Annotated in this window: 12 protein-coding genes, 2 tRNA genes and 3 rRNA genes; 6 read left to right on the top strand and 11 right to left on the bottom strand. The window is 57.5% G+C overall.

Going from position 1 to position 18,496, the window contains the following annotated elements; genetic code table 11:
* Positions 1-5: 5 nt before the first annotated feature.
* Together B7L09_RS22145 and B7L09_RS22140 are read left to right on the top strand one after the other, a co-directional pair.
* A complete protein-coding gene (locus tag B7L09_RS22145; RefSeq protein WP_094470646.1) occupies positions 6-1,178 on the top strand; it encodes a hypothetical protein in 1,173 nt (390 codons plus the stop codon).
* A gap of 177 nt (positions 1,179-1,355) precedes the next feature.
* On the top strand, positions 1,356-1,880 hold the full coding sequence (locus B7L09_RS22140; RefSeq protein ID WP_094470645.1) for an SET domain-containing protein-lysine N-methyltransferase: 525 nt from the start codon (positions 1,356-1,358) through the stop codon (positions 1,878-1,880).
* Between the two features lie 6 nt (positions 1,881-1,886).
* Here B7L09_RS22140 and can read toward each other — a convergent pair whose 3' ends face one another.
* A complete protein-coding gene (gene can / locus B7L09_RS22135) occupies positions 1,887-2,531 on the bottom strand; it encodes a carbonate dehydratase (RefSeq protein WP_094470644.1) in 645 nt (214 codons plus the stop codon).
* 141 nt (positions 2,532-2,672) lie between these two features.
* On the opposite strand from can, the gene B7L09_RS22130 reads away from it, so the two are divergent.
* Positions 2,673-3,077, top strand: a complete 405-nt coding sequence (locus tag B7L09_RS22130) for a serine kinase/phosphatase (protein ID WP_094470643.1) — start codon at positions 2,673-2,675, stop codon at positions 3,075-3,077.
* A 125-nt stretch (positions 3,078-3,202) separates the two neighbouring features.
* On the opposite strand, the gene rimI is transcribed toward B7L09_RS22130, so the two are convergent.
* Positions 3,203-3,655, bottom strand: a complete 453-nt coding sequence (gene rimI / locus B7L09_RS22125) for a ribosomal protein S18-alanine N-acetyltransferase (protein WP_094470642.1) — start codon at positions 3,653-3,655, stop codon at positions 3,203-3,205.
* The gene (locus B7L09_RS22120; protein WP_094470641.1) at positions 3,648-4,400 is read right to left on the bottom strand and encodes an energy transducer TonB; all 753 of its coding nucleotides are present in this window, start codon (positions 4,398-4,400) and stop codon (positions 3,648-3,650) included. The genes rimI and B7L09_RS22120 overlap by 8 nt, the downstream gene beginning before the upstream one ends.
* Positions 4,401-4,619: 219 nt before the next feature.
* On the opposite strand from B7L09_RS22120, the gene mksB reads away from it, so the two are divergent.
* The 3 genes from mksB (at position 4,620) to mksF (ending at position 9,425) form a co-directional block, all read left to right on the top strand.
* Positions 4,620-5,897: an Mks condensin complex protein MksB gene (gene mksB, locus B7L09_RS22115; protein WP_094470640.1), complete on the top strand. Its 1,278-nt coding sequence runs from the start codon at positions 4,620-4,622 to the stop codon at positions 5,895-5,897.
* A complete protein-coding gene (mksE, locus tag B7L09_RS22110) occupies positions 5,887-6,588 on the top strand; it encodes an Mks condensin complex protein MksE (RefSeq protein ID WP_094470639.1) in 702 nt (233 codons plus the stop codon). Before mksB ends, mksE begins: the two co-directional genes overlap by 11 nt.
* Positions 6,585-9,425, top strand: coding sequence for an Mks condensin complex protein MksF (gene mksF / locus B7L09_RS22105; RefSeq protein WP_094470638.1), 2,841 nt, complete (start codon positions 6,585-6,587; stop codon positions 9,423-9,425). The genes mksE and mksF overlap by 4 nt, the downstream gene beginning before the upstream one ends.
* Before the next feature lie 203 nt (positions 9,426-9,628).
* Here the strand turns inward: mksF and B7L09_RS22100 are convergent, their stop codons facing one another.
* The 8 genes from B7L09_RS22100 to B7L09_RS22065 all read right to left on the bottom strand — a co-directional run.
* On the bottom strand, positions 9,629-11,932 hold the full coding sequence (locus B7L09_RS22100) for a PqiB family protein (protein WP_094470637.1): 2,304 nt from the start codon (positions 11,930-11,932) through the stop codon (positions 9,629-9,631).
* Positions 11,925-12,548 carry a paraquat-inducible protein A gene (locus B7L09_RS22095; protein ID WP_094470636.1) on the bottom strand — a complete coding sequence of 208 codons (624 nt, stop codon included), beginning with the start codon at positions 12,546-12,548 and terminating at the stop codon, positions 11,925-11,927. The genes B7L09_RS22100 and B7L09_RS22095 overlap by 8 nt, the downstream gene beginning before the upstream one ends.
* Complete coding sequence (locus B7L09_RS22090) at positions 12,535-13,194, bottom strand: paraquat-inducible protein A (protein ID WP_094470635.1); 660 nt, start codon at positions 13,192-13,194, stop codon at positions 12,535-12,537. Before B7L09_RS22090 ends, B7L09_RS22095 begins: the two co-directional genes overlap by 14 nt.
* 148 nt (positions 13,195-13,342) lie before the next feature.
* A 5S ribosomal RNA gene (gene rrf, locus B7L09_RS22085) occupies positions 13,343-13,458 on the bottom strand.
* Between the two features lie 160 nt (positions 13,459-13,618).
* Positions 13,619-16,510: ribosomal RNA gene (locus B7L09_RS22080) — 23S ribosomal RNA — on the bottom strand.
* A gap of 238 nt (positions 16,511-16,748) precedes the next feature.
* Positions 16,749-16,824: transfer RNA gene (locus tag B7L09_RS22075), tRNA-Ala, on the bottom strand.
* Between the two features lie 10 nt (positions 16,825-16,834).
* Positions 16,835-16,911, bottom strand: a tRNA-Ile gene (locus tag B7L09_RS22070).
* A gap of 122 nt (positions 16,912-17,033) precedes the next feature.
* A 16S ribosomal RNA gene (locus B7L09_RS22065) occupies positions 17,034-18,496 on the bottom strand; the annotation flags it as partial.

The raw sequence follows: 18,496 nt of genomic DNA, 5'->3' as shown, positions 1-18,496 counted from the left end.
TGAGCATGTTCAAACTGACAGGACTTACCCTCGCGGCCCTCACCCTGAGTGCCGCCGCCCACGCCGATGTCGATCTGAAGCTGGGCAGCACCGAACGCGTCACCCGGCTATTCGCCTATCCCAACAATTGCAACGTGATCTGCTTCCGTAACTGGACGCTTGAGCAAACCGTCGAGCACTACCTGACCCAAAGCGTGCAGCGCGATGGCTACAGCACCGCGAAAGTGCGAGTCAAAACCGATAACGGTCAGCTCTACGCCGACATCAGCGGCGTGCCGAAGGGTTACGAAAAACCGTTGGCCGCGCTGCTCAATGCCGGTGATCTGGCCTATACGGGTGCCAAAAAGCTCAACGTAGATGGCAAGTGGGCTTACAACTGGTACCTGTTCCTGCCGCTGGGCATGGCCCTGGAAAATCGCAAGAGCATCGAACTGCTGCACTTCCCGCCGGACTATTCGCTGACCCAGGCCCAGGATTACCTGGAATCGGCNACCACGGATCGCTGGGCCACGCTGCTGACGGACAACGGTATCCCCGCCGATCAGACGCCGGGTTACCAGACCATCATTGATATCGCGCCGATTGCGGCGCCGGCCAGTGCGGGCAAGGATCTGGAAGGCGTCTACGACTACTTCAAGGACTACCAGACCACCATGGTCAAGGAAGTCAGCCAGAACGCTCGCGGTGCCGCATTGCCGATGGTCGCGTTCGGCGCGCCGGTGCGTAACTGGATCAAGCAGCAATACGGGCCGACCGTGAACGTGCTGGGTCTGGCCACGATCAGCCCGAGCGCCGGGGTGAAAGTGCCGGTGCTGGGCTCCAACCACCCAAGCTACATCTGGTACGCCGCCAACCCGGAGAGCTACACCGGCGACGATGCTCAGGCCAAGGCCGACGCCGCGGGCCTGAAAGTCATGGGCCAGGATTTGAGCGCCGCCTGCTGGCAGGCCGGTATGGGCAGCAAACCCGGGACTGACCCGACCGTTCAGCTGAAAGGCTGTACACAGACGTGGCAAGTGACCCAGAAAGAAAAAACCTGCGAGCTGTTCTACACCTCGATCCGCAACCTGACGCCTGAACAAGCCGTGGCCAAGTGCGCGACGACGCCGATCCAGTCTGAGCTCAAACAGCTGCAAGCCCCGGCACCTGTGACAGCGGCTCCGGCACCTGCGCTGTAATCGGCTTTGCACTTTTGCGCGTGAGCGAAGGCTTACGCGCAAAAGCGCGCTTTCCTCCTGTCAGTTCTGACAGTAGACCCGTCGTATCATTTGCGAGATCTTGAGGTAAACCCCAGTGCTGCAGGCTGACAGGACGTCAGTCTGGGAAGTCGCAACGCGCTGCCGACAAGGATTGTTATGAAACCTCATCCCCTGCATAGACAAACAACGCAACCTCCCGATGGAATCTATCCCTTCCCGGAGCTACCGCTGAGCCTTGGATTCCCCTCACGGGTCGATTTCGAGATTATCTACAACGCGAATGGATTGGCGGTGGCCATCGTAGCTCTGCGCGAATTTCCACAGATCAGCCGAATCTGCCGCGTGTCGGGGCATCTCCTGCCTTATCGCCATCGACATACCCGGCAACTGGCGCCTGGTATCCACGTCTACGACCCACACTTCAGCGGGCTGCTGAGTCACTCTTGCGACGCCAATGTCTTTTTCGACATGAGCGAACTTTGGTTGTGGGCACTGACGGATATTAAGAAAGGCGACACCCTGACGATGGATTACGCCACGACCGAAGATAAACTGCTGCGCCAGTTCGCCTGTCAGTGCGGGTCCCCGTCGTGTCGAGGCTGGATCTGCGGCTACGACGAATCGCCGAACGCCGACGGCCAGTTGTATTTCCACCACTGGCGTCGGCGCAGCCTCTGTTGAACCGTTTTACAGCGTTTCGACCGGACGCAGTCGGTACTGCGGCGGCAATTGCTCAAAACCGCTGATGGTCGTGTTCAGGCTCTTCCAGCGACCATCCTTGATGCCATAGATACAGCCATGGATCGACAGGCTCTGCCCACGGTGCCAGGCGTTTTGCACAATGCTGGTGTGACCCACGTTGGCCACCTGCTGAATCACGTTCAGCTCGCAAAGGCGGTCGACGCGTTCTTCTTCGGTCGGCAACTGGGCCAACAGTTCGCGGTTTTCGTAGTAGAGGTCACGAATGGTGCGCAGCCAGCCATCGATCAGGCCCAATTGGCGATCTTGCATCGAAGCCCGCACGCCGCCGCAGCCGTAGTGGCCAGTCACGAGGATATGTTTGACCTTGAGCACGTCGACCGCGTACTGGATCACCGACAGGCAATTAAGGTCGGTGTGCAATACCACGTTGGCCACGTTGCGGTGCACAAACAGATCACCGGGCAGCATGCCGACGATTTCGTTGGCCGGTACACGGGCGTCGGAGCAGCCGATCCACAGGTATTCCGGGGTNTGTTGGCGAGCCAGCTTGGCGAAGAATTCGGGATCTTCCTGTTTGATCGCATCCGCCCAGCGTTCGTTGTTATCAAGCAGGTCTTGTAATTCGTTCATGCTGTAAAGCCTCAAGAATGATGCGCTGGTTTGACAGACAACCGCCCGTCGGGGTCACGCGCTTGATGCAAGTAGTGCCGGTGGAATTCTCAGGGGTTCGGTGGGTCCACCGTAGTAAGGCCCACAGTATGAGGAATTGCCATGACTGATTCACGACGTCCTTTCGATGCGGTGCAACCCGAGCCCATCGACGACAACGAAGACCGCATGGGTTCGATGCACGAGCTGGATTTCGACGAGGCAGAACCCAGCGCGAAAATTGGCGACGAACTGCCGGAAAACGAGCGCGAACGGCTGATGCCTCGGGAGCGTGTGCGTGAAGCGGGCATGACGGGGGCCTCGACCGATGACCATGAGTCTACCGATGATGACATGAGCCCGGAAACGCTGATTCGTGAAGACGGTGCGCGGGATGCCCATGAGGCCGGTGAAGGCAATCAGGCGGATTGGGATTTGAGCATTGTCGATGAAGACGATATTGGCGGGGGAAATGGGCTGGATGAAGAGGAACTGGCGCGGAAGGATCCGATGGATGGTAATCGGTAATCGGTAATCGGTAATCGGTGATGTCAGTCAGGACGCCTTCGCGGGCAAGCCCGCTCTCACAGGTTTTTGTGTCNNNCGCCGATCCACTGTGGGAGCAGGCTTGCCCGCGATGCTTTTAAAGCGACTCAGTCAACCAAGGTGCAGGCCATGACCACGGCATCTTCTCGCCCACCAACGGCAGGGTAATAATCCCGACGACGCCCAATCTCGTTAAACCCGTAACGCTCATACAACCTGAACGCGCCACGGTTGCTGTCGCGCACTTCCAGAAAACACTCCCGCGCCTTGGCGTCATACGCCCGGGACATCAAATGTTCCAGCAGCGTCAACCCCAGGCCACGACCCTGATTCTCGGGCTTGACGGTGATGTTGAGCAGATGCGCTTCATCCAGAATGATCTGCACCACGCCGTGCCCGACCTGCTGCTCGCCCTCGAACATCAGCCAGATCTGGTACTTGCCCAGCCCATCGAGAAAAATCCCGCGGGTCCAGGGATGGCTGAACGCCGCGTATTCAATCTTCAGTACAGCGTCGAGGTCCGCCTCGGTCATCGGGCGAAAGGATAAAGCTTCACTCATCGGTACTTTTCCAGCGCGCCATCAGCCGGCGCATGGCTTGCCAGACATCAGCCTTACGCTGTGGCTCTTCCATTAATAATTCCAGGCCCGGCAGGGCCCAAACCGAGCCCAGGCCTTCGACCTGGAGTTCACGGTTGAAGGATTCGGCGTTCGCTTCACCGGCAAAACGCACCGCTGGCAGGCCGATCAGCCACACGCAGACGCACGGAGCGTCTTCCAGGCGCGCCGACACAAAACCTTGTACAAAATCCCGCGCGGCTTCCGGGCCCTGGTCCATGGTGCCACGCACCAGCAGCGGCCAGCGCACCGGGTCGCCGACGATCTGCGGGCTGTCGGGCAGGCCGGCGGCGCGCAGCATGTCCTTGAGCAGCATGTAGGCCGGGTCGCGGGTCTGGAACGTTTCGCCTGTGGGTAACTCGACCAGCAGCAGGCAACGCCCAGCCCTCAGCAACTGCAGGGAAAAACGCGGTGGCGGCACTTGCACAGCCTTGGCGACGACCGGCGCGGCCTCTTCTTCGACCTTGGCGTTCGTGCGCGTGCTGGCCAACGAGGGGCGCGGCACCTCGATTTTCACCCGTTCCGTCGGCGTCACTACCGGCGCAGCGGCGGCGTTGGCGGCAGGCGCTGGCGCAGAAGCAGGCACCACCGGCGCGACGACCAGCGGTTCCGGCACCTCCAGCAGCTCGGGACGCGAGGGCGCAGCAAAGGGCAATTCGGTGCGCGGCAGCCAGTTGACCACCTGCATGGCGGTCAAGTAAGCGCGACGTCGGGACTCGATTAGCAAAGGTCGGCCACTTGTGGATAACTAAAGTGCGCTGATTCTACCGCCCTTCGCTCAAGATCGCCCGCGCTTGATCGATACTCTTTCCCTTAGAAACAGCTACAGCCCGTCCCGAGAGTGAATCGCATCGGTCCTGATGCAGTACAATCGCGGCTTTTAATCGCCAACCAGCCGGCCATTCCCATGATCGAACCCAAGCGCGTCCTGCGCGCCCTCGCTGAACACTGGGCACTTCTGGAGCCACTGTGCGAGCACTTCGACCAAGGCACATTGAGCCTCAACGAACTGCGTTCACAGTTGGCCGCCCANCAACTGGACAGCACGCCCCAGGACATCACCAGCCTGCTGGACGTGTGGATTCGCCTGGATATCCTGGTGCCTGTCGCCAAGAGCCCGAACCGTTTCGAGCTCAATGCACAGATCCACGACTTCCTGGCGTATCTTCGCAANGAGCACCGGCTTGGCCTGTGCCTGGAAATCGAAGCCTACCTGCGCCACCTCGAGCGCCTGGCCGGCTACATCCAGGACGCCTTCGACATCCGTGACGGCCACGACCTGGCCCGTCAACTGCGCCTGCTGGATATGCGCGTCCGCGATGTGCTGAAAAAACTCGCCAACGACGAACAGGCCCTCGCTGCCGTGGCCGACCGCGCCAAGACCAGCGACCGCCAGATCCCGTTGCGCCAGCGTTATGCCGAGGTATTGGCAACCTGGGACGAATACGTCGAACCGATGATCCAACTGGTGAACGCCGACGGCGCCTTCGAACAAGGCGTGCGCAAGGTCGAAAACGTGCTGTTGCGCATGCTGACCGAGCAACAGCGCCTCGGCCACCTGGTCGACGACGACATGCTGTTGCGCACCCACGCGCGCATCCTCGAAATGCAGACCAGTGCCCAGTTGACCTTGCGTCATGCCCGCGAACTGCTGTTGCCGTTGCGTGAAGAAGCGCGTCGGCACAATGCCGTGACCCGTGGCGCGGCGTTGGCGCTATCGGCCATCCGCCGTAAAGGCCTGGACGCGGTGCCACAGGCAGCAATGCCGATGTTCACCCGGCCACAAAGCACCTTCCTCGGCAGCGCCAGCCAGGTCGAAGCGTATGTGTATGCCCTGGCGAATTTCGAGCCGAAACCGGCGCGGTTCCCCAAGGCGCACAAATCCCACAAGGGCGAAGCCCAGCGTGCACCGCGCACGGTTCGCGAAATGCTCGAACGCTGCGAAGACGCGTTGCCGATGCCGGACCTGATGACCTGGCTGCTGGAGCAGGAGCCGGACGGAGCCACCGACGAATTGCTGTACTGGTTCTCGCGACTCTCACGCGAGAAACGTTTCAAGCGCGAACGCCTGGAACGCCGCGACTACCACACACACGAGCACCAGGTCAGCCTGCGCTCATTCGCCCTGCTCCCGGCTGGCACTGACGCCGTCGAGAATTCTGCGAGCACCCCTTATGCATCTTGATCTATCCGAACTGTCCCAGCTGGCGCCGATCTTTCGCGAGCTGTTCAAGGGTTATCACGTCAGCCGCCGTGACCCCGAGCTGTATGCGCAACTGTCGAACTTCCAGGACCAGTACCGCACGCTGTTCAAGGCCCTGGGCTTCGAGCTGGTATGCGATACGCGCGGTTTCTACTACTTCGTGCCGGACTCNGCCANTGCGCAGGTGAACAAGACCGCCCAGCGCCTGGCGTTGTTCACCTTCATCATCGTCGAGCATTTGGCCGACCAGGGCCGCGACCCGATCGCTGTGCTCGACGGTGGCAGCCTGGGCCGCGATGAATTGCCGTCGTTGCTGGAGAAGTACCGCGACCTGTTTATCCAGGCCGAAGTGCAGACCCAGGAAGAGCTCGAAGAAAAAATCATGCGCCGCATGACCCAGCTGGGTTTTGCCAGCGAGGACAACGGCATCTATCGCTTCCTGCCGCCGATGCACCGATTCCTCGATGTGTGCCTCTCGGTGCAGCAGGACCGCGACCTTGCCGCCAGCGTGCACAGCGTGNTGCCTCTGCCAGTCCCGGTGTTGATCGACGACGACAGCGACGAAAAATTGCTGCAAACCGATGANCCCCTCGACCTGAGTGACTTCTCGGAAGAAAGCGAAGAAGACGCCCTGGCCCGTGCCATTGCCGAAGAACAGGAGACCGACGCATGAGTAAGGAACGCTACGGCATCCGCCGCTTCGCCCTATTGAACACCGCCGGTTACAGCCTGGGTTTGTTCCCACTGGAAGAGCCGCTGTCGGTGTACGGCGCGAACAACCTGGGTAAATCCGCTTCGATCAACGCCCTGCAGTTCCCGATTCTGGCACGCATGTCGGACATGAGTTTTGGCAAGTACACCCTGGAGCAATCGCGGCGGTTCTACTTTGCGACCGACACCAGCTACATCCTGGTGGAAGTTTCGCTGCCCCACGGCCCGCACGTGATCGGCGTGGTCGGGCGCGGCCCGGGCGGTGGTTTCGGTCACCAGTTCTTTGCCTATGCGGGCAAGCTGGACCTGGCCCACTACCAGAAAAACGACACCTGCCTGCGCCAGAAAGAGCTGTTCACCAACCTTGAACGCGAAGGCCTGAAAGCCTACGAACTCAAGCCGGATGAACTGCGCCGCTTGCTGGTAGGCGGCCACACGTCGGTGCCGCTGGACCTGACCCTGATTCCGCTGCGCTCCACCAGCGAACAGAGCCTGAAGACCTTCCGCGCGCTGTTTATCAACCTGCTGCACATGCGCGAAATCACCGCGGCCAAGCTCAAGCAACTGTTCCTGGATGCTTTCGAACACAGCCTGCGTTCCGGCAGNGTCGATTACATCGCTGCGTGCGAAGAAGCGTTCCGCGATGTACGCCGCATGGAGCAGGACTACAACTCGCTGGTCACTGCCGGCCCGTTGGTTGAAGCCCTTGCAGCCGGCGTGACTCAGCGCAATATCCTGCGCGGCAAACTGCATCGCCTGTCGCCGCTGCTGGACTCGCTGCTCGGCACTTGGTCGGACTACGCCAGTGCGCGCAAGGAAGAACTGACGATCCAGGCCGAGCACTACCGCAACGAGCAGGACGCGCTGCAAAACGATCAACGTGGGGGCACCCAGGAGCTGATGCGCCTGGAGCGGGAAATCAGCGGCATCCAGCGTTGGCTGGGCGAGCTGTCGGNACTGAAGAATCGCTTCGCTTTGGTCGATGACGTCAAAGTGCTGGAGCAACAACTGCTCGCGGCCAAGGACGCGCACGACGAACTGGCCGGTGCCCTGGCGCAGTCGCGGCAGTTCAGCGCCGAGGATTTGGACGAGCGTTTGCGCGACCTGGAAAAACGCCTGAAGTCGGTCAAGCAGCAGCTCGACCACGCGGACAACAACAGCTACGCCAAACTGCGCGAAGAATTCTCACAGCAGGACGTCGAGCGCCTGATGCGTCTGTTCAACAGTTCGTTGTTCAGCCTGCCATTGGGCGAACACGGCATCACGCTGGATGAGGACGGCCAGTGGGTCAAATCCCTGGAGCAGATTCTCGACGGCTTCAAAGGCGAGCGTTTTGAAGTACCGGGGCTGTCCATCGACATCTCCCACATCGAACCACCTGCATTACAGGCGCTGGCGGATCGCGCGGCATTGCGCGACCAGAAAGACCGCCTGGAGAAAGAACTCAAGCAGCTCAAGACCCAACAGGCCGTAGCCTCTGACCGGGCGGCGAGCAAGACGCAGACCGAAGCGCTGTACCAGCAAGTGCTGGATGCGCAGAAGGCTTTGGAAGATTTCCGCCGCGCGCAAACCCTGAGTGCCGAGGAAGGCGAGAAACTGGAAAACCTGGCGCAGATGGAAGCGGCGCAGGATGAACTCAAGCGCTCCAGCGATGCGTTTACCGAGCGCGTCCAACAGCTGTCGGCCAAGCTGCAATTGGTCGGGCGTCAGATCGGCGACATGGAAGCCAAGCAGCGCACCCTCGACGACGCCCTGCGCCGCCGTCAGCTGTTGCCGGCAGACCTGCCGTTCGGCACTCCGTTCATGGACCCGGTCGACGACTCCATGGACAACTTGCTGCCGTTGCTCAACGACTATCAGGACAGCTGGCAAGGTTTGCTGCGCGCCGATGGCCAGATCGANGCGCTTTACGCGCAGGTTCGTCTCAAGGGCGTGGCCAAGTTCGACAGCGAAGACGACATGGAGCGTCGCCTGCAACTGCTGATCAACGCTTACGCACACCGCACCGACGAAGCCCTGACCCTCGGCAAGGCGCGCCGTGCGGCGGTCACCGATATCGCGCGGACCCTGCGCAATATCCGCAGCGACTACGACAGCCTGGAACACCAACTGGCCTTGTTCAACCGCGAGATCAACAAGCGCCAGGTTTCCAACCTGCAGAGCTTCCGTATCGTGCTGGCGCCGAACAAGGAAGCCCTCAAGCATATCGACCAGATCATCCACAGTGCCGGTCAATATGAAGAAGGCGAAACCTTGTCGGTGTTCGACCTCAGCCAGAGCGCCGAGCAGGACAACAAGAACGAAGAAGCCAAGGAGTACCTGGCGCGGCTGGTGGCGGCGAACCACAACCAGCTCGGCCTCAAGGACTTGTTCGAACTGGCCTTCGAGATCACCAAGGTCAATGGCCAGCCAGTTATCCACACCGACATCGACGGTGCGGCTTCAAACGGCACCACGATGACCATCAAGGCGCTGACCAACATGTACTTGTTGCTGCACTTGATGGACCGTGACCAGGCCGGTCGCGTGCGCTTGCCGTACTACCTCGATGAAGCGGCAGACATCGACGAGAAGAACCAGGCGGCGCTGCTGGAAACCAGTTTGCAGCTGGGCTTTGTGCCGATCCTGGCCAGTGTGAAGCCGCAGGTGTCCGCCCAGGTGGCGATCGACCTGGAAGGCGGCAGCGGGCCGAATGGCATCTACATCGACGAGGCGGACTGGAAGTACATCCGTCGTCACGATGCGGTGAAGGCTACCGTTAACGTTGAAGCGGACGAGCCGGAGCTGGATGCGGTTTGAGTTAAACCGTCAGATACGAAAAAGGCCGCGATCCAATGGATCGCGGCCTTTTTCATAGCGTGGGATTTGTAGTGGACTTCAGGGCCTCTTCGCGAGCAAGCCCGCTCCCACAGGATCTGCGGTGTCAATGCAGTTTATGCGACACCATACATCCCTGTGGGAGCGGGCTTGCCCGCGAAGGCGCCATGAAAGACGCCAATAAACTACTTGCCTATAGAAATCTTCGGCGCCCAGGTCAGCCATTCATCTTCAAACTTGTCGAACAGCGGGAAGGTTTGCTCAGCCCGCGCCGGGCTGCCCATGCGATCGCCGTCCGGGGTGGCGAAGGCAATGCCGCCCTGAATCAGCGTCTCCAGCGATTCGGTACGGACCGTCGCGCCTTTGAACAGGCCGAAGTCGAGTCCAAAACCGCTGGTGTTCCAGAAGCGACTGCCACCACGCACCAATGGCGCGTATTTCGGCTCGATCAGAATGTGCACCAACACACGGTCAGCGGTCTGGCCCAATTCATAACCCGTCACTTTGCCCACGGTGACCTCGCGGTACGTCACCGGCACACCGGTTTTCAGTGAACCACGGCGAGCGGCGCTCAACACCAGACTCAAACCGGCTTCTTGCCTGGCTGATTCCGGTGGTGTGGCCAGGGCGACGAAGTTCTTCTGCGGACCCAGATTCTTCGCGGCGGGCAGCACTTCGATGTATTGGCCGGTCACCAGGGTTTCCAGGTTTGAGGTTTTCATCAAACCCAGCTCAGGCTTGACCACCCAGAACTGACTGCCAACCCGGGCAATGCGCTCCGGCACTTCGGTGATTCGTGCGGTGAGCATCACCGATTGAAGGTCATCACTGAGGTCGACATCTTCGATCTTGCCGACATCCAGGCCTTTGAATCTCACGGGGGTGCCGCTGCGCAAGCCATCGGCGCGCTCGACCTTGATGGTGACCACGGTGCCTTTCTGATTGGCTTCGTCATGGTTAGCGAACAGACGGAAACGCGGGATCTTCTTTTGCAGCGGGGCTTTGGCTTCCGGTGTTTCAAAGGCGATGCCGCCGGCCATCAGGCTTTGCAGCGACTCGCTTTTGACCTGGATTCCGCCGGTGAGGCCGCCGGTCAGCGTGACGCCGCTGGCATTCCAGAAACGCGTCGAGCCGTTGACCAGGTTCTCGTATTCCTTCTCGATGTGAACACCGATCACCAACTGTTTTTTGGTACGCGAAAACTGATAGCTCTGGACTGAACCGACCTTGACCTGCTTGTAGAGAATCGGGCTGCCGACCTCCAGGGAGCCGAGGTTGTCCGTGAACAACACCATGTGCAGGCCTGGGGAACGCAGGTCCAACGGCGGCGCTTTGGCTCGGGCGACGAACTCACGTTGTGGTGCGCTGCCTTTGTCGCCGGGGCGGATGGCGATGTAGTTACCTTTGACCAGGGCTTCGAGACCGGTGATNCCNGCCAGCGAGATGGACGGTTTGACCACCCAGAATTGGGTGTCCTGTACCAGGTAGTCTTCGGCGAGCGGATCGAGGGTCAGCTCGGCGTTGGCACTGGACAGGTCCGGGTCAATCTTCAGGGTTTTCAGGCTACCGACCTGGATGCCTTTGTACATGACCGGAGTACGCCCGGCTTGCAGGCCCTCGAAATCGGTGAGCTTGACCTTGACCTTGATGCCGGCTGCGGCGGCGTCGAAGTCCTCGTAGAGGCGAAACGGCAGGCTCGGGTCGGTCGGCGGGCTGTCCTTGCGATTCTCGGGTGTGGCGAACGCTATACCACCGGCGACGATGCTGGAGAGGGATTCGCTGCGCACTTTTACGCCGGAGAGGTTGGCGTCGATGCTGATGCCGCTGGCGTTCCAGAAACGTGTGTGTTTGCGCACCAGATTGGCGTAGGTCGGCTCGATGTAGACCTTGATCTCGACAGTGCTCTGGTCTTCGGACAGCAGGTAGCTTTTGACCTGACCGACCTGGATCTGTTTGTAGAACACCGGACTGCCACGATTCAGTGAACCGAGACGATCAGCCTTGATGGTGAGATGCAGACCGGGCTGGGAGTCCGAGAGAGGTGGTTCTTCAGCCAGAGCCTTGAACTTGCGGGTAGGCTCGCCCTCGCCGGGGCTGATGGCCACGTAATTGCCGGACACCAGCGTTTCCAGTCCGGTGATACCGGCCAGGGTCACGCTGGGTTTGACCAGCCAGAAACGTGTGCTCGTCTTGAGGTATTGCTCAACGTCCTTATTCATCTCGACGGTGGCGATCACCCCTTTGGAGCTGCCTTCGTCATCGAGCTTAAGGGTTTTCACCTTGCCGACTGGCATACCCTTGTAGACGACTTCAGTCTTGTTGGCCTGAATGCCTTCTCCGCTTTCGAAACGCACCTGTATTTCGATGCCAGTTTCGCTGTAGGCACGCCAGCCGAGCCAGCCGCCGATGATCAAGGCGATCAGGGGCAACACCCAGATGGCAGACCANTTGGAAGCTGGGCGGGTTTTAGCTTTTGGCAAATCACTCATGGTCGTCGTCCGACTCCGTGTTATCCCAAATCAGTCGGGGATCAAAAGTTACTGCGGCAAGCATCGTCAAGATCACCACACTGGCGAACGCTGCAGCGCCAAGATTGGCCTCGACACTGGCAAGTCGCCCAAAGTTAACAACCGCCACCAGGATGGCGATCACGAAGATATCCAGCATGGACCAGCGGCCNATGAACTCGATAAAGCGGTACATCCAGATTCGTTGGCGTGCCGAGAGTGGCTGGCGGCGTTGTACTGAAAACAGCAGCAGCGCGATGCCCACCAGCTTGAAAGTGGGTACCAGAATACTGGCGATAAAAACCACGGCGGCGATGGGAATCATGCCGTGTTGAACCAGCTGGATAACGCCGGACATGATGGTGCTGGGATCGCCCTGCCCCAATGAACTGACGGTCATGATCGGCAGCACATTGGCCGGGATATAGAGAATCGCTGCGGTGACCAGCAGCGCCCAGGTCCGTATGACACTGTTCGGGCGACGGGCGTGCACCAGCGCACCGCAACGGGTGCAGGACTGCTCGTCGGTGTCGGCTTCCTGCTTGTTCAACTCGTGGCATTCGGTACAAATCAGAATGCCTGCATCAATCGCCCGCATGATCATCCTCTCCTGACAAAGCCTGCCAGACCTGATGAGGCGACATCACGACCTCCAGCCAGACCTGGACCAACAACAAACTGATAAAGCAGGCCAAACCAAGACCTACGGTAATGGCTGCCATATCTGCCAGTTTTACGATCGCCACCAGTACGCCCATGAGATAAACCTCGAGCATCCCCCAGTCCCGTAGATGGTGATAAATGCGGTAAAGCAGCAAACCATAGCTGCGTCCGATATCAAACCGGATGCTCAACAGCACGGCCAATTGGCAGAGCAGCTTGAGCAGGGGAATTCCCATGCTGCACAGGAATACGACAACCGCCACACCTTGCATGCCGGTATCGAACAGGCCGACAACGCCACTCCAGACGGTGTCCTCTGACGACTGCCCAAGTAGATTGAGCTGCATGATCGGTAAAAAGTTCGCAGGGATGTACAACAACAGCGCGGCGATGACCAACGCGAGACTGCGCTGCACTACGTTGTGCCGATGGGCGTAGAGTTCGTAACCGCAGCGCGGGCACAGGGCTTTCTCGCCATGGGCGAGTTCGGGCTTGCGCATCAGCAAGTCACACTCATGGCACGCCACCAAGTCGTCCAGCGGTAATTCTGACAGCCCGGGGGCGTCAACCGGATCTGGCATAAGGGCTCTGGCTCCGAAAAAGTTGGACCTATTCTAGTGTCATGAGTCGAAAATAACTGTGCAAAATTGTGTTGTAACTTGAGGAGACTTTCCTGCGGACAAAACAAAACCCCTACCTGCATACGCAGATAGGGGTTTCGGAATTTAATCTTGACGATGACCTACTCTCACATGGGGAAACCCCACACTACCATCGGCGATGCATCGTTTCACTGCTGAGTTCGGGATGGGATCAGGTGGTTCCAATGCTCTATGGTCGTCAAGAAATTCGGTAGCCAGGTCGTTTGCCTTACGGCGCACGCTCCAGCGAATGGGTATGTGATAGATCTCGGTGTTTTGTGAGTCTTTCGAACTTTCGGTTCATTTCGTCTTCACACACCGCAATCTGGTGCTCGTTCGCCTTTGNAAATTGCTTGGGTGTTATATGGTCAAGCCTCACGGGCAATTAGTATTGGTTAGCTCAACGCCTCACAGCGCTTACACACCCAACCTATCAACGTCGTAGTCTTCGACGGCCCTTCAGGGGACTCAAGGTCCCAGTGAGATCTCATCTTGAGGCTAGTTTCCCGCTTAGATGCTTTCAGCGGTTATCTATTCCGAACATAGCTACCCGGCAATGCCACTGGCGTGACAACCGGAACACCAGAGGTTCGTCCACTCCGGTCCTCTCGTACTAGGAGCAGCCCCTCTCAAATCTCAAACGTCCACGGCAGATAGGGACCGAACTGTCTCACGACGTTCTAAACCCAGCTCGCGTACCACTTTAAATGGCGAACAGCCATACCCTTGGGACCGGCTTCAGCCCCAGGATGTGATGAGCCGACATCGAGGTGCCAAACACCGCCGTCGATATGAACTCTTGGGCGGTATCAGCCTGTTATCCCCGGAGTACCTTTTATCCGTTGAGCGATGGCCCTTCCATACAGAACCACCGGATCACTAAGACCTACTTTCGTACCTGCTCGACGTGTCTGTCTCGCAGTCAAGCGCGCTTTTGCCTTTATACTCTACGACCGATTTCCGACCGGTCTGAGCGCACCTTCGTACTCCTCCGTTACTCTTTAGGAGGAGACCGCCCCAGTCAAACTACCCACCATACACTGTCCTCGATCCGGATAACGGACCTGAGTTAGAACCTCAAAGTTGCCAGGGTGGTATTTCAAGGTTGGCTCCACGCGAACTGGCGTCCACGCTTCAAAGCCTCCCACCTATCCTACACAAGCAAATTCAAAGTCCAGTGCAAAGCTATAGTAAAGGTTCACGGGGTCTTTCCGTCTAGCCGCGGATACACTGCATCTTCACAGCGATTTCAATTTCACTGAGTCTCGGGTGGAGACAGCGCCGCCATCGTTACGCCATTCGTGCAGGTCGGAACTTACCCGACAAGGAATTTCGCTACCTTAGGACCGTTATAGTTACGGCCGCCGTTTACCGGGGCTTCGATCAAGAGCTTCGCGTTAGCTAACCCCATCAATTAACCTTCCGGCACCGGGCAGGCGTCACACCCTATACGTCCACTTTCGTGTTTGCAGAGTGCTGTGTTTTTAATAAACAGTCGCAGCGGCCTGGTATCTTCGACCGGCATGAGCTTACGGAGCAAGTCCTTCACCCTCACCGGCGCACCTTCTCCCGAAGTTACGGTGCCATTTTGCCTAGTTCCTTCACCCGAGTTCTCTCAAGCGCCTTGGTATTCTCTACCCAACCACCTGTGTCGGTTTGGGGTACGGTTCCTGGTTACCTGAAGCTTAGAAGCTTTTCTTGGAAGCATGGCATCAACCACTTCGTCATCTAAAAGATNACTCGTCATCAGCTCTCGGCCTTAGAATCCCGGATTTACCTAAGATTCCAGCCTACCACCTTAAACTTGGACAACCAACGCCAAGCTGGCCTAGCCTTCTCCGTCCCTCCATCGCAATAACCAGAAGTACAGGAATATTAACCTGTTTTCCATCGACTACGCTTTTCAGCCTCGCCTTAGGGACCGACTAACCCTGCGTCGATTAACGTTGCGCAGGAAACCTTGGTCTTTCGGCGTGGGTGTTTTTCACACCCATTGTCGTTACTCATGTCAGCATTCGCACTTCTGATACCTCCAGCAAGCTTCTCAACTCACCTTCACAGGCTTACAGAACGCTCCTCTACCGCATCACTTACGTGATACCCGTAGCTTCGGTGTATGGTTTGAGCCCCGTTACATCTTCCGCGCAGGCCGACTCGACTAGTGAGCTATTACGCTTTCTTTAAAGGGTGGCTGCTTCTAAGCCAACCTCCTAGCTGTCTAAGCCTTCCCACATCGTTTCCCACTTAACCATAACTTTGGGACCTTAGCTGACGGTCTGGGTTGTTTCCCTTTTCACGACGGACGTTAGCACCCGCCGTGTGTCTCCCATGCTCGGCACTTGTAGGTATTCGGAGTTTGCATCGGTTTGGTAAGTCGGGATGACCCCCTAGCCGAAACAGTGCTCTACCCCCTACAGTGATACATGAGGCGCTACCTAAATAGCTTTCGAGGAGAACCAGCTATCTCCGAGCTTGATTAGCCTTTCACTCCGATCCACAGGTCATCCGCTAACTTTTCAACGGTAGTCGGTTCGGTCCTCCAGTTAGTGTTACCCAACCTTCAACCTGCCCATGGATAGATCGCCCGGTTTCGGGTCTATTCCCAGCGACTAGACGCCCTATTAAGACTCGCTTTCGCTACGCCTCCCCTATTCGGTTAAGCTCGCCACTGAAAATAAGTCGCTGACCCATTATACAAAAGGTACGCAGTCACCCAACAAAGTGGGCTCCCACTGCTTGTACGCATACGGTTTCAGGATCTATTTCACTCCCCTCTCCGGGGTTCTTTTCGCCTTTCCCTCACGGTACTAGTTCACTATCGGTCAGTCAGTAGTATTTAGCCTTGGAGGATGGTCCCCCCATATTCAGACAAAGTTTCTCGTGCTCCGTCCTACTCGATTTCATGACTAAGAGATTTTCGCGTACAGGGCTATCACCCACTATGGCCGCACTTTCCAGAGCGTTCCGCTAATCTCAAAGCCACTTAAGGGCTAGTCCCCGTTCGCTCGCCACTACTAAGGGAATCTCGGTTGATTTCTTTTCCTCAGGGTACTTAGATGTTTCAGTTCCCCTGGTTCGCTCCATACACCTATGTATTCAGTGTAAGGTAACCATCTTATGATGGCTGGGTTCCCCCATTCAGACATCTCCGGATCAAAGTCTGTTTGCCGACTCCCCGAAGCTTTTCGCAGGCTACCACGTCTTTCATCGCCTCTGACTGCCAAGGCATCCACCGTATGCGCTTCTTCACTTGACCATATAACCCCAAGCAATCTGGTTATACTGTGAAGACAACATTCGCCGAAAATTCGATAATACTCAATTACGAGTAACTCACAAATTTTACCTTAGCCTGATCCGTTACCAGTGAAAGTAACGTTCAGTCTATCTTTCTATCACATACCCAAATTTTTAAAGAACGATCTAATCAAAGACTAGAAATCAATATTCATCCGAATATTCATTTCTAAACTCTAACAGCAGAAGCAGTTATATGGTGGAGCCAAACGGGATCGAACCGTTGACCTCCTGCGTGCAAGGCAGGCGCTCTCCCAGCTGAGCTATGGCCCCATAACAAAATTGGTGGGTCTGGGCAGATTCGAACTGCCGACCTCACCCTTATCAGGGGTGCGCTCTAACCAACTGAGCTACAGACCCAATTTCGAGCTTTAAGGCCGACCTCACCCTGCTCTTTACCACAGAGCATGGGGTGCGCTCCAACTTCTTCAATGAATCAAGCAATTCGTGTGGGAACTTATGGAGCAGCTGATGTCGTCGATTAAGGAGGTGATCCAGCCGCAGGTTCCCCTACGGCTACCTTGTTACGACTTCACCCCAGTCATGAATCACACCGTGGTAACCGTCCCCCGAAGGTTAGACTAGCTACTTCTGGTGCAACCCACTCCCATGGTGTGACGGGCGGTGTGTACAAGGCCCGGGAACGTATTCACCGCGACATTCTGATTCGCGATTACTAGCGATTCCGACTTCACGCAGTCGAGTTGCAGACTGCGATCCGGACTACGATCGGTTTTGTGGGATTAGCTCCACCTCGCGGCTTGGCAACCCTCTGTACCGACCATTGTAGCACGTGTGTAGCCCAGGCCGTAAGGGCCATGATGACTTGACGTCATCCCCACCTTCCTCCGGTTTGTCACCGGCAGTCTCCTTAGAGTGCCCACCATTACGTGCTGGTAACTAAGGACAAGGGTTGCGCTCGTTACGGGACTTAACCCAACATCTCACGACACGAGCTGACGACAGCCATGCAGCACCTGTCTCAATGTTCCCGAAGGCACCAATCTATCTCTAGAAAGTTCATTGGATGTCAAGGCCTGGTAAGGTTCTTCGCGTTGCTTCGAATTAAACCACATGCTCCACCGCTTGTGCGGGCCCCCGTCAATTCATTTGAGTTTTAACCTTGCGGCCGTACTCCCCAGGCGGTCAACTTAATGCGTTAGCTGCGCCACTAAGAGCTCAAGGCTCCCAACGGCTAGTTGACATCGTTTACGGCGTGGACTACCAGGGTATCTAATCCTGTTTGCTCCCCACGCTTTCGCACCTCAGTGTCAGTATTAGTCCAGGTGGTCGCCTTCGCCACTGGTGTTCCTTCCTATATCTACGCATTTCACCGCTACACAGGAAATTCCACCACCCTCTACCATACTCTAGTCAGTCAGTTTTGAATGCAGTTCCCAGGTTGAGCCCGGGGATTTCACATCCAACTTAACAAACCACCTACGCGCGCTTTACGCCCAGTAATTCCGATTAACGCTTGCACCCTCTGTATTACCGCGGCTGCTGGCACAGAGTTAGCCGGTGCTTATTCTGTCGGTAACGTCAAAACACTTACGTATTAGGTAAATGCCCTTCCTCCCAACTTAAAGTGCTTTACAATCCGAAGACCTTCTTCACACACGCGGCATGGCTGGATCAGGCTTTCGCCCATTGTCCAATATTCCCCACTGCTGCCTCCCGTAGGAGTCTGGACCGTGTCTCAGTTCCAGTGTGACTGATCATCCTCTCAGACCAGTTACGGATCGTCGCCTTGGTGAGCCATTACCTCACCAACTAGCTAATCCGACCTAGGCTCATCTGATAGCGCAAGGCCCGAAGGTCCCCTGCTTTCTCCCGTAGGACGTATGCGGTATTAGCGTCCGTTTCCGAACGTTATCCCCCACTACCAGGCAGATTCCTAGGCATTACTCACCCGTCCGCCGCTCTCNANAGAGNANAANTNCTC

It is taken from the genome of Pseudomonas mandelii (assembly GCF_002251635.1).
Taxonomy (GTDB): domain Bacteria; phylum Pseudomonadota; class Gammaproteobacteria; order Pseudomonadales; family Pseudomonadaceae; genus Aquipseudomonas; species Aquipseudomonas mandelii_B.
The sequence above is the reverse complement of the archived record's forward strand: the minus strand, read 5'-3'. Positions and strand labels throughout refer to the sequence as shown.

What these genes read in the sequence shown, in the direction of transcription:
- B7L09_RS22140 (WP_094470645.1), top strand. Translation starts at nt 1,356, where the DNA reads ATGAAACCTCATCCCCTGCATAGACAAACAACGCAACCTCCCGATGGA.
- B7L09_RS22130 (WP_094470643.1), top strand. Translation starts at nt 2,673, where the DNA reads ATGACTGATTCACGACGTCCTTTCGATGCGGTGCAACCCGAGCCCATC.
- rimI (WP_094470642.1), bottom strand. Translation starts at nt 3,655, where the DNA reads ATGAGTGAAGCTTTATCCTTTCGCCCGATGACCGAGGCGGACCTCGAC.
- B7L09_RS22120 (WP_094470641.1), bottom strand. Translation starts at nt 4,400, where the DNA reads ATGCAGGTGGTCAACTGGCTGCCGCGCACCGAATTGCCCTTTGCTGCG.
- B7L09_RS22090 (WP_094470635.1), bottom strand. Translation starts at nt 13,194, where the DNA reads ATGCCAGATCCGGTTGACGCCCCCGGGCTGTCAGAATTACCGCTGGAC.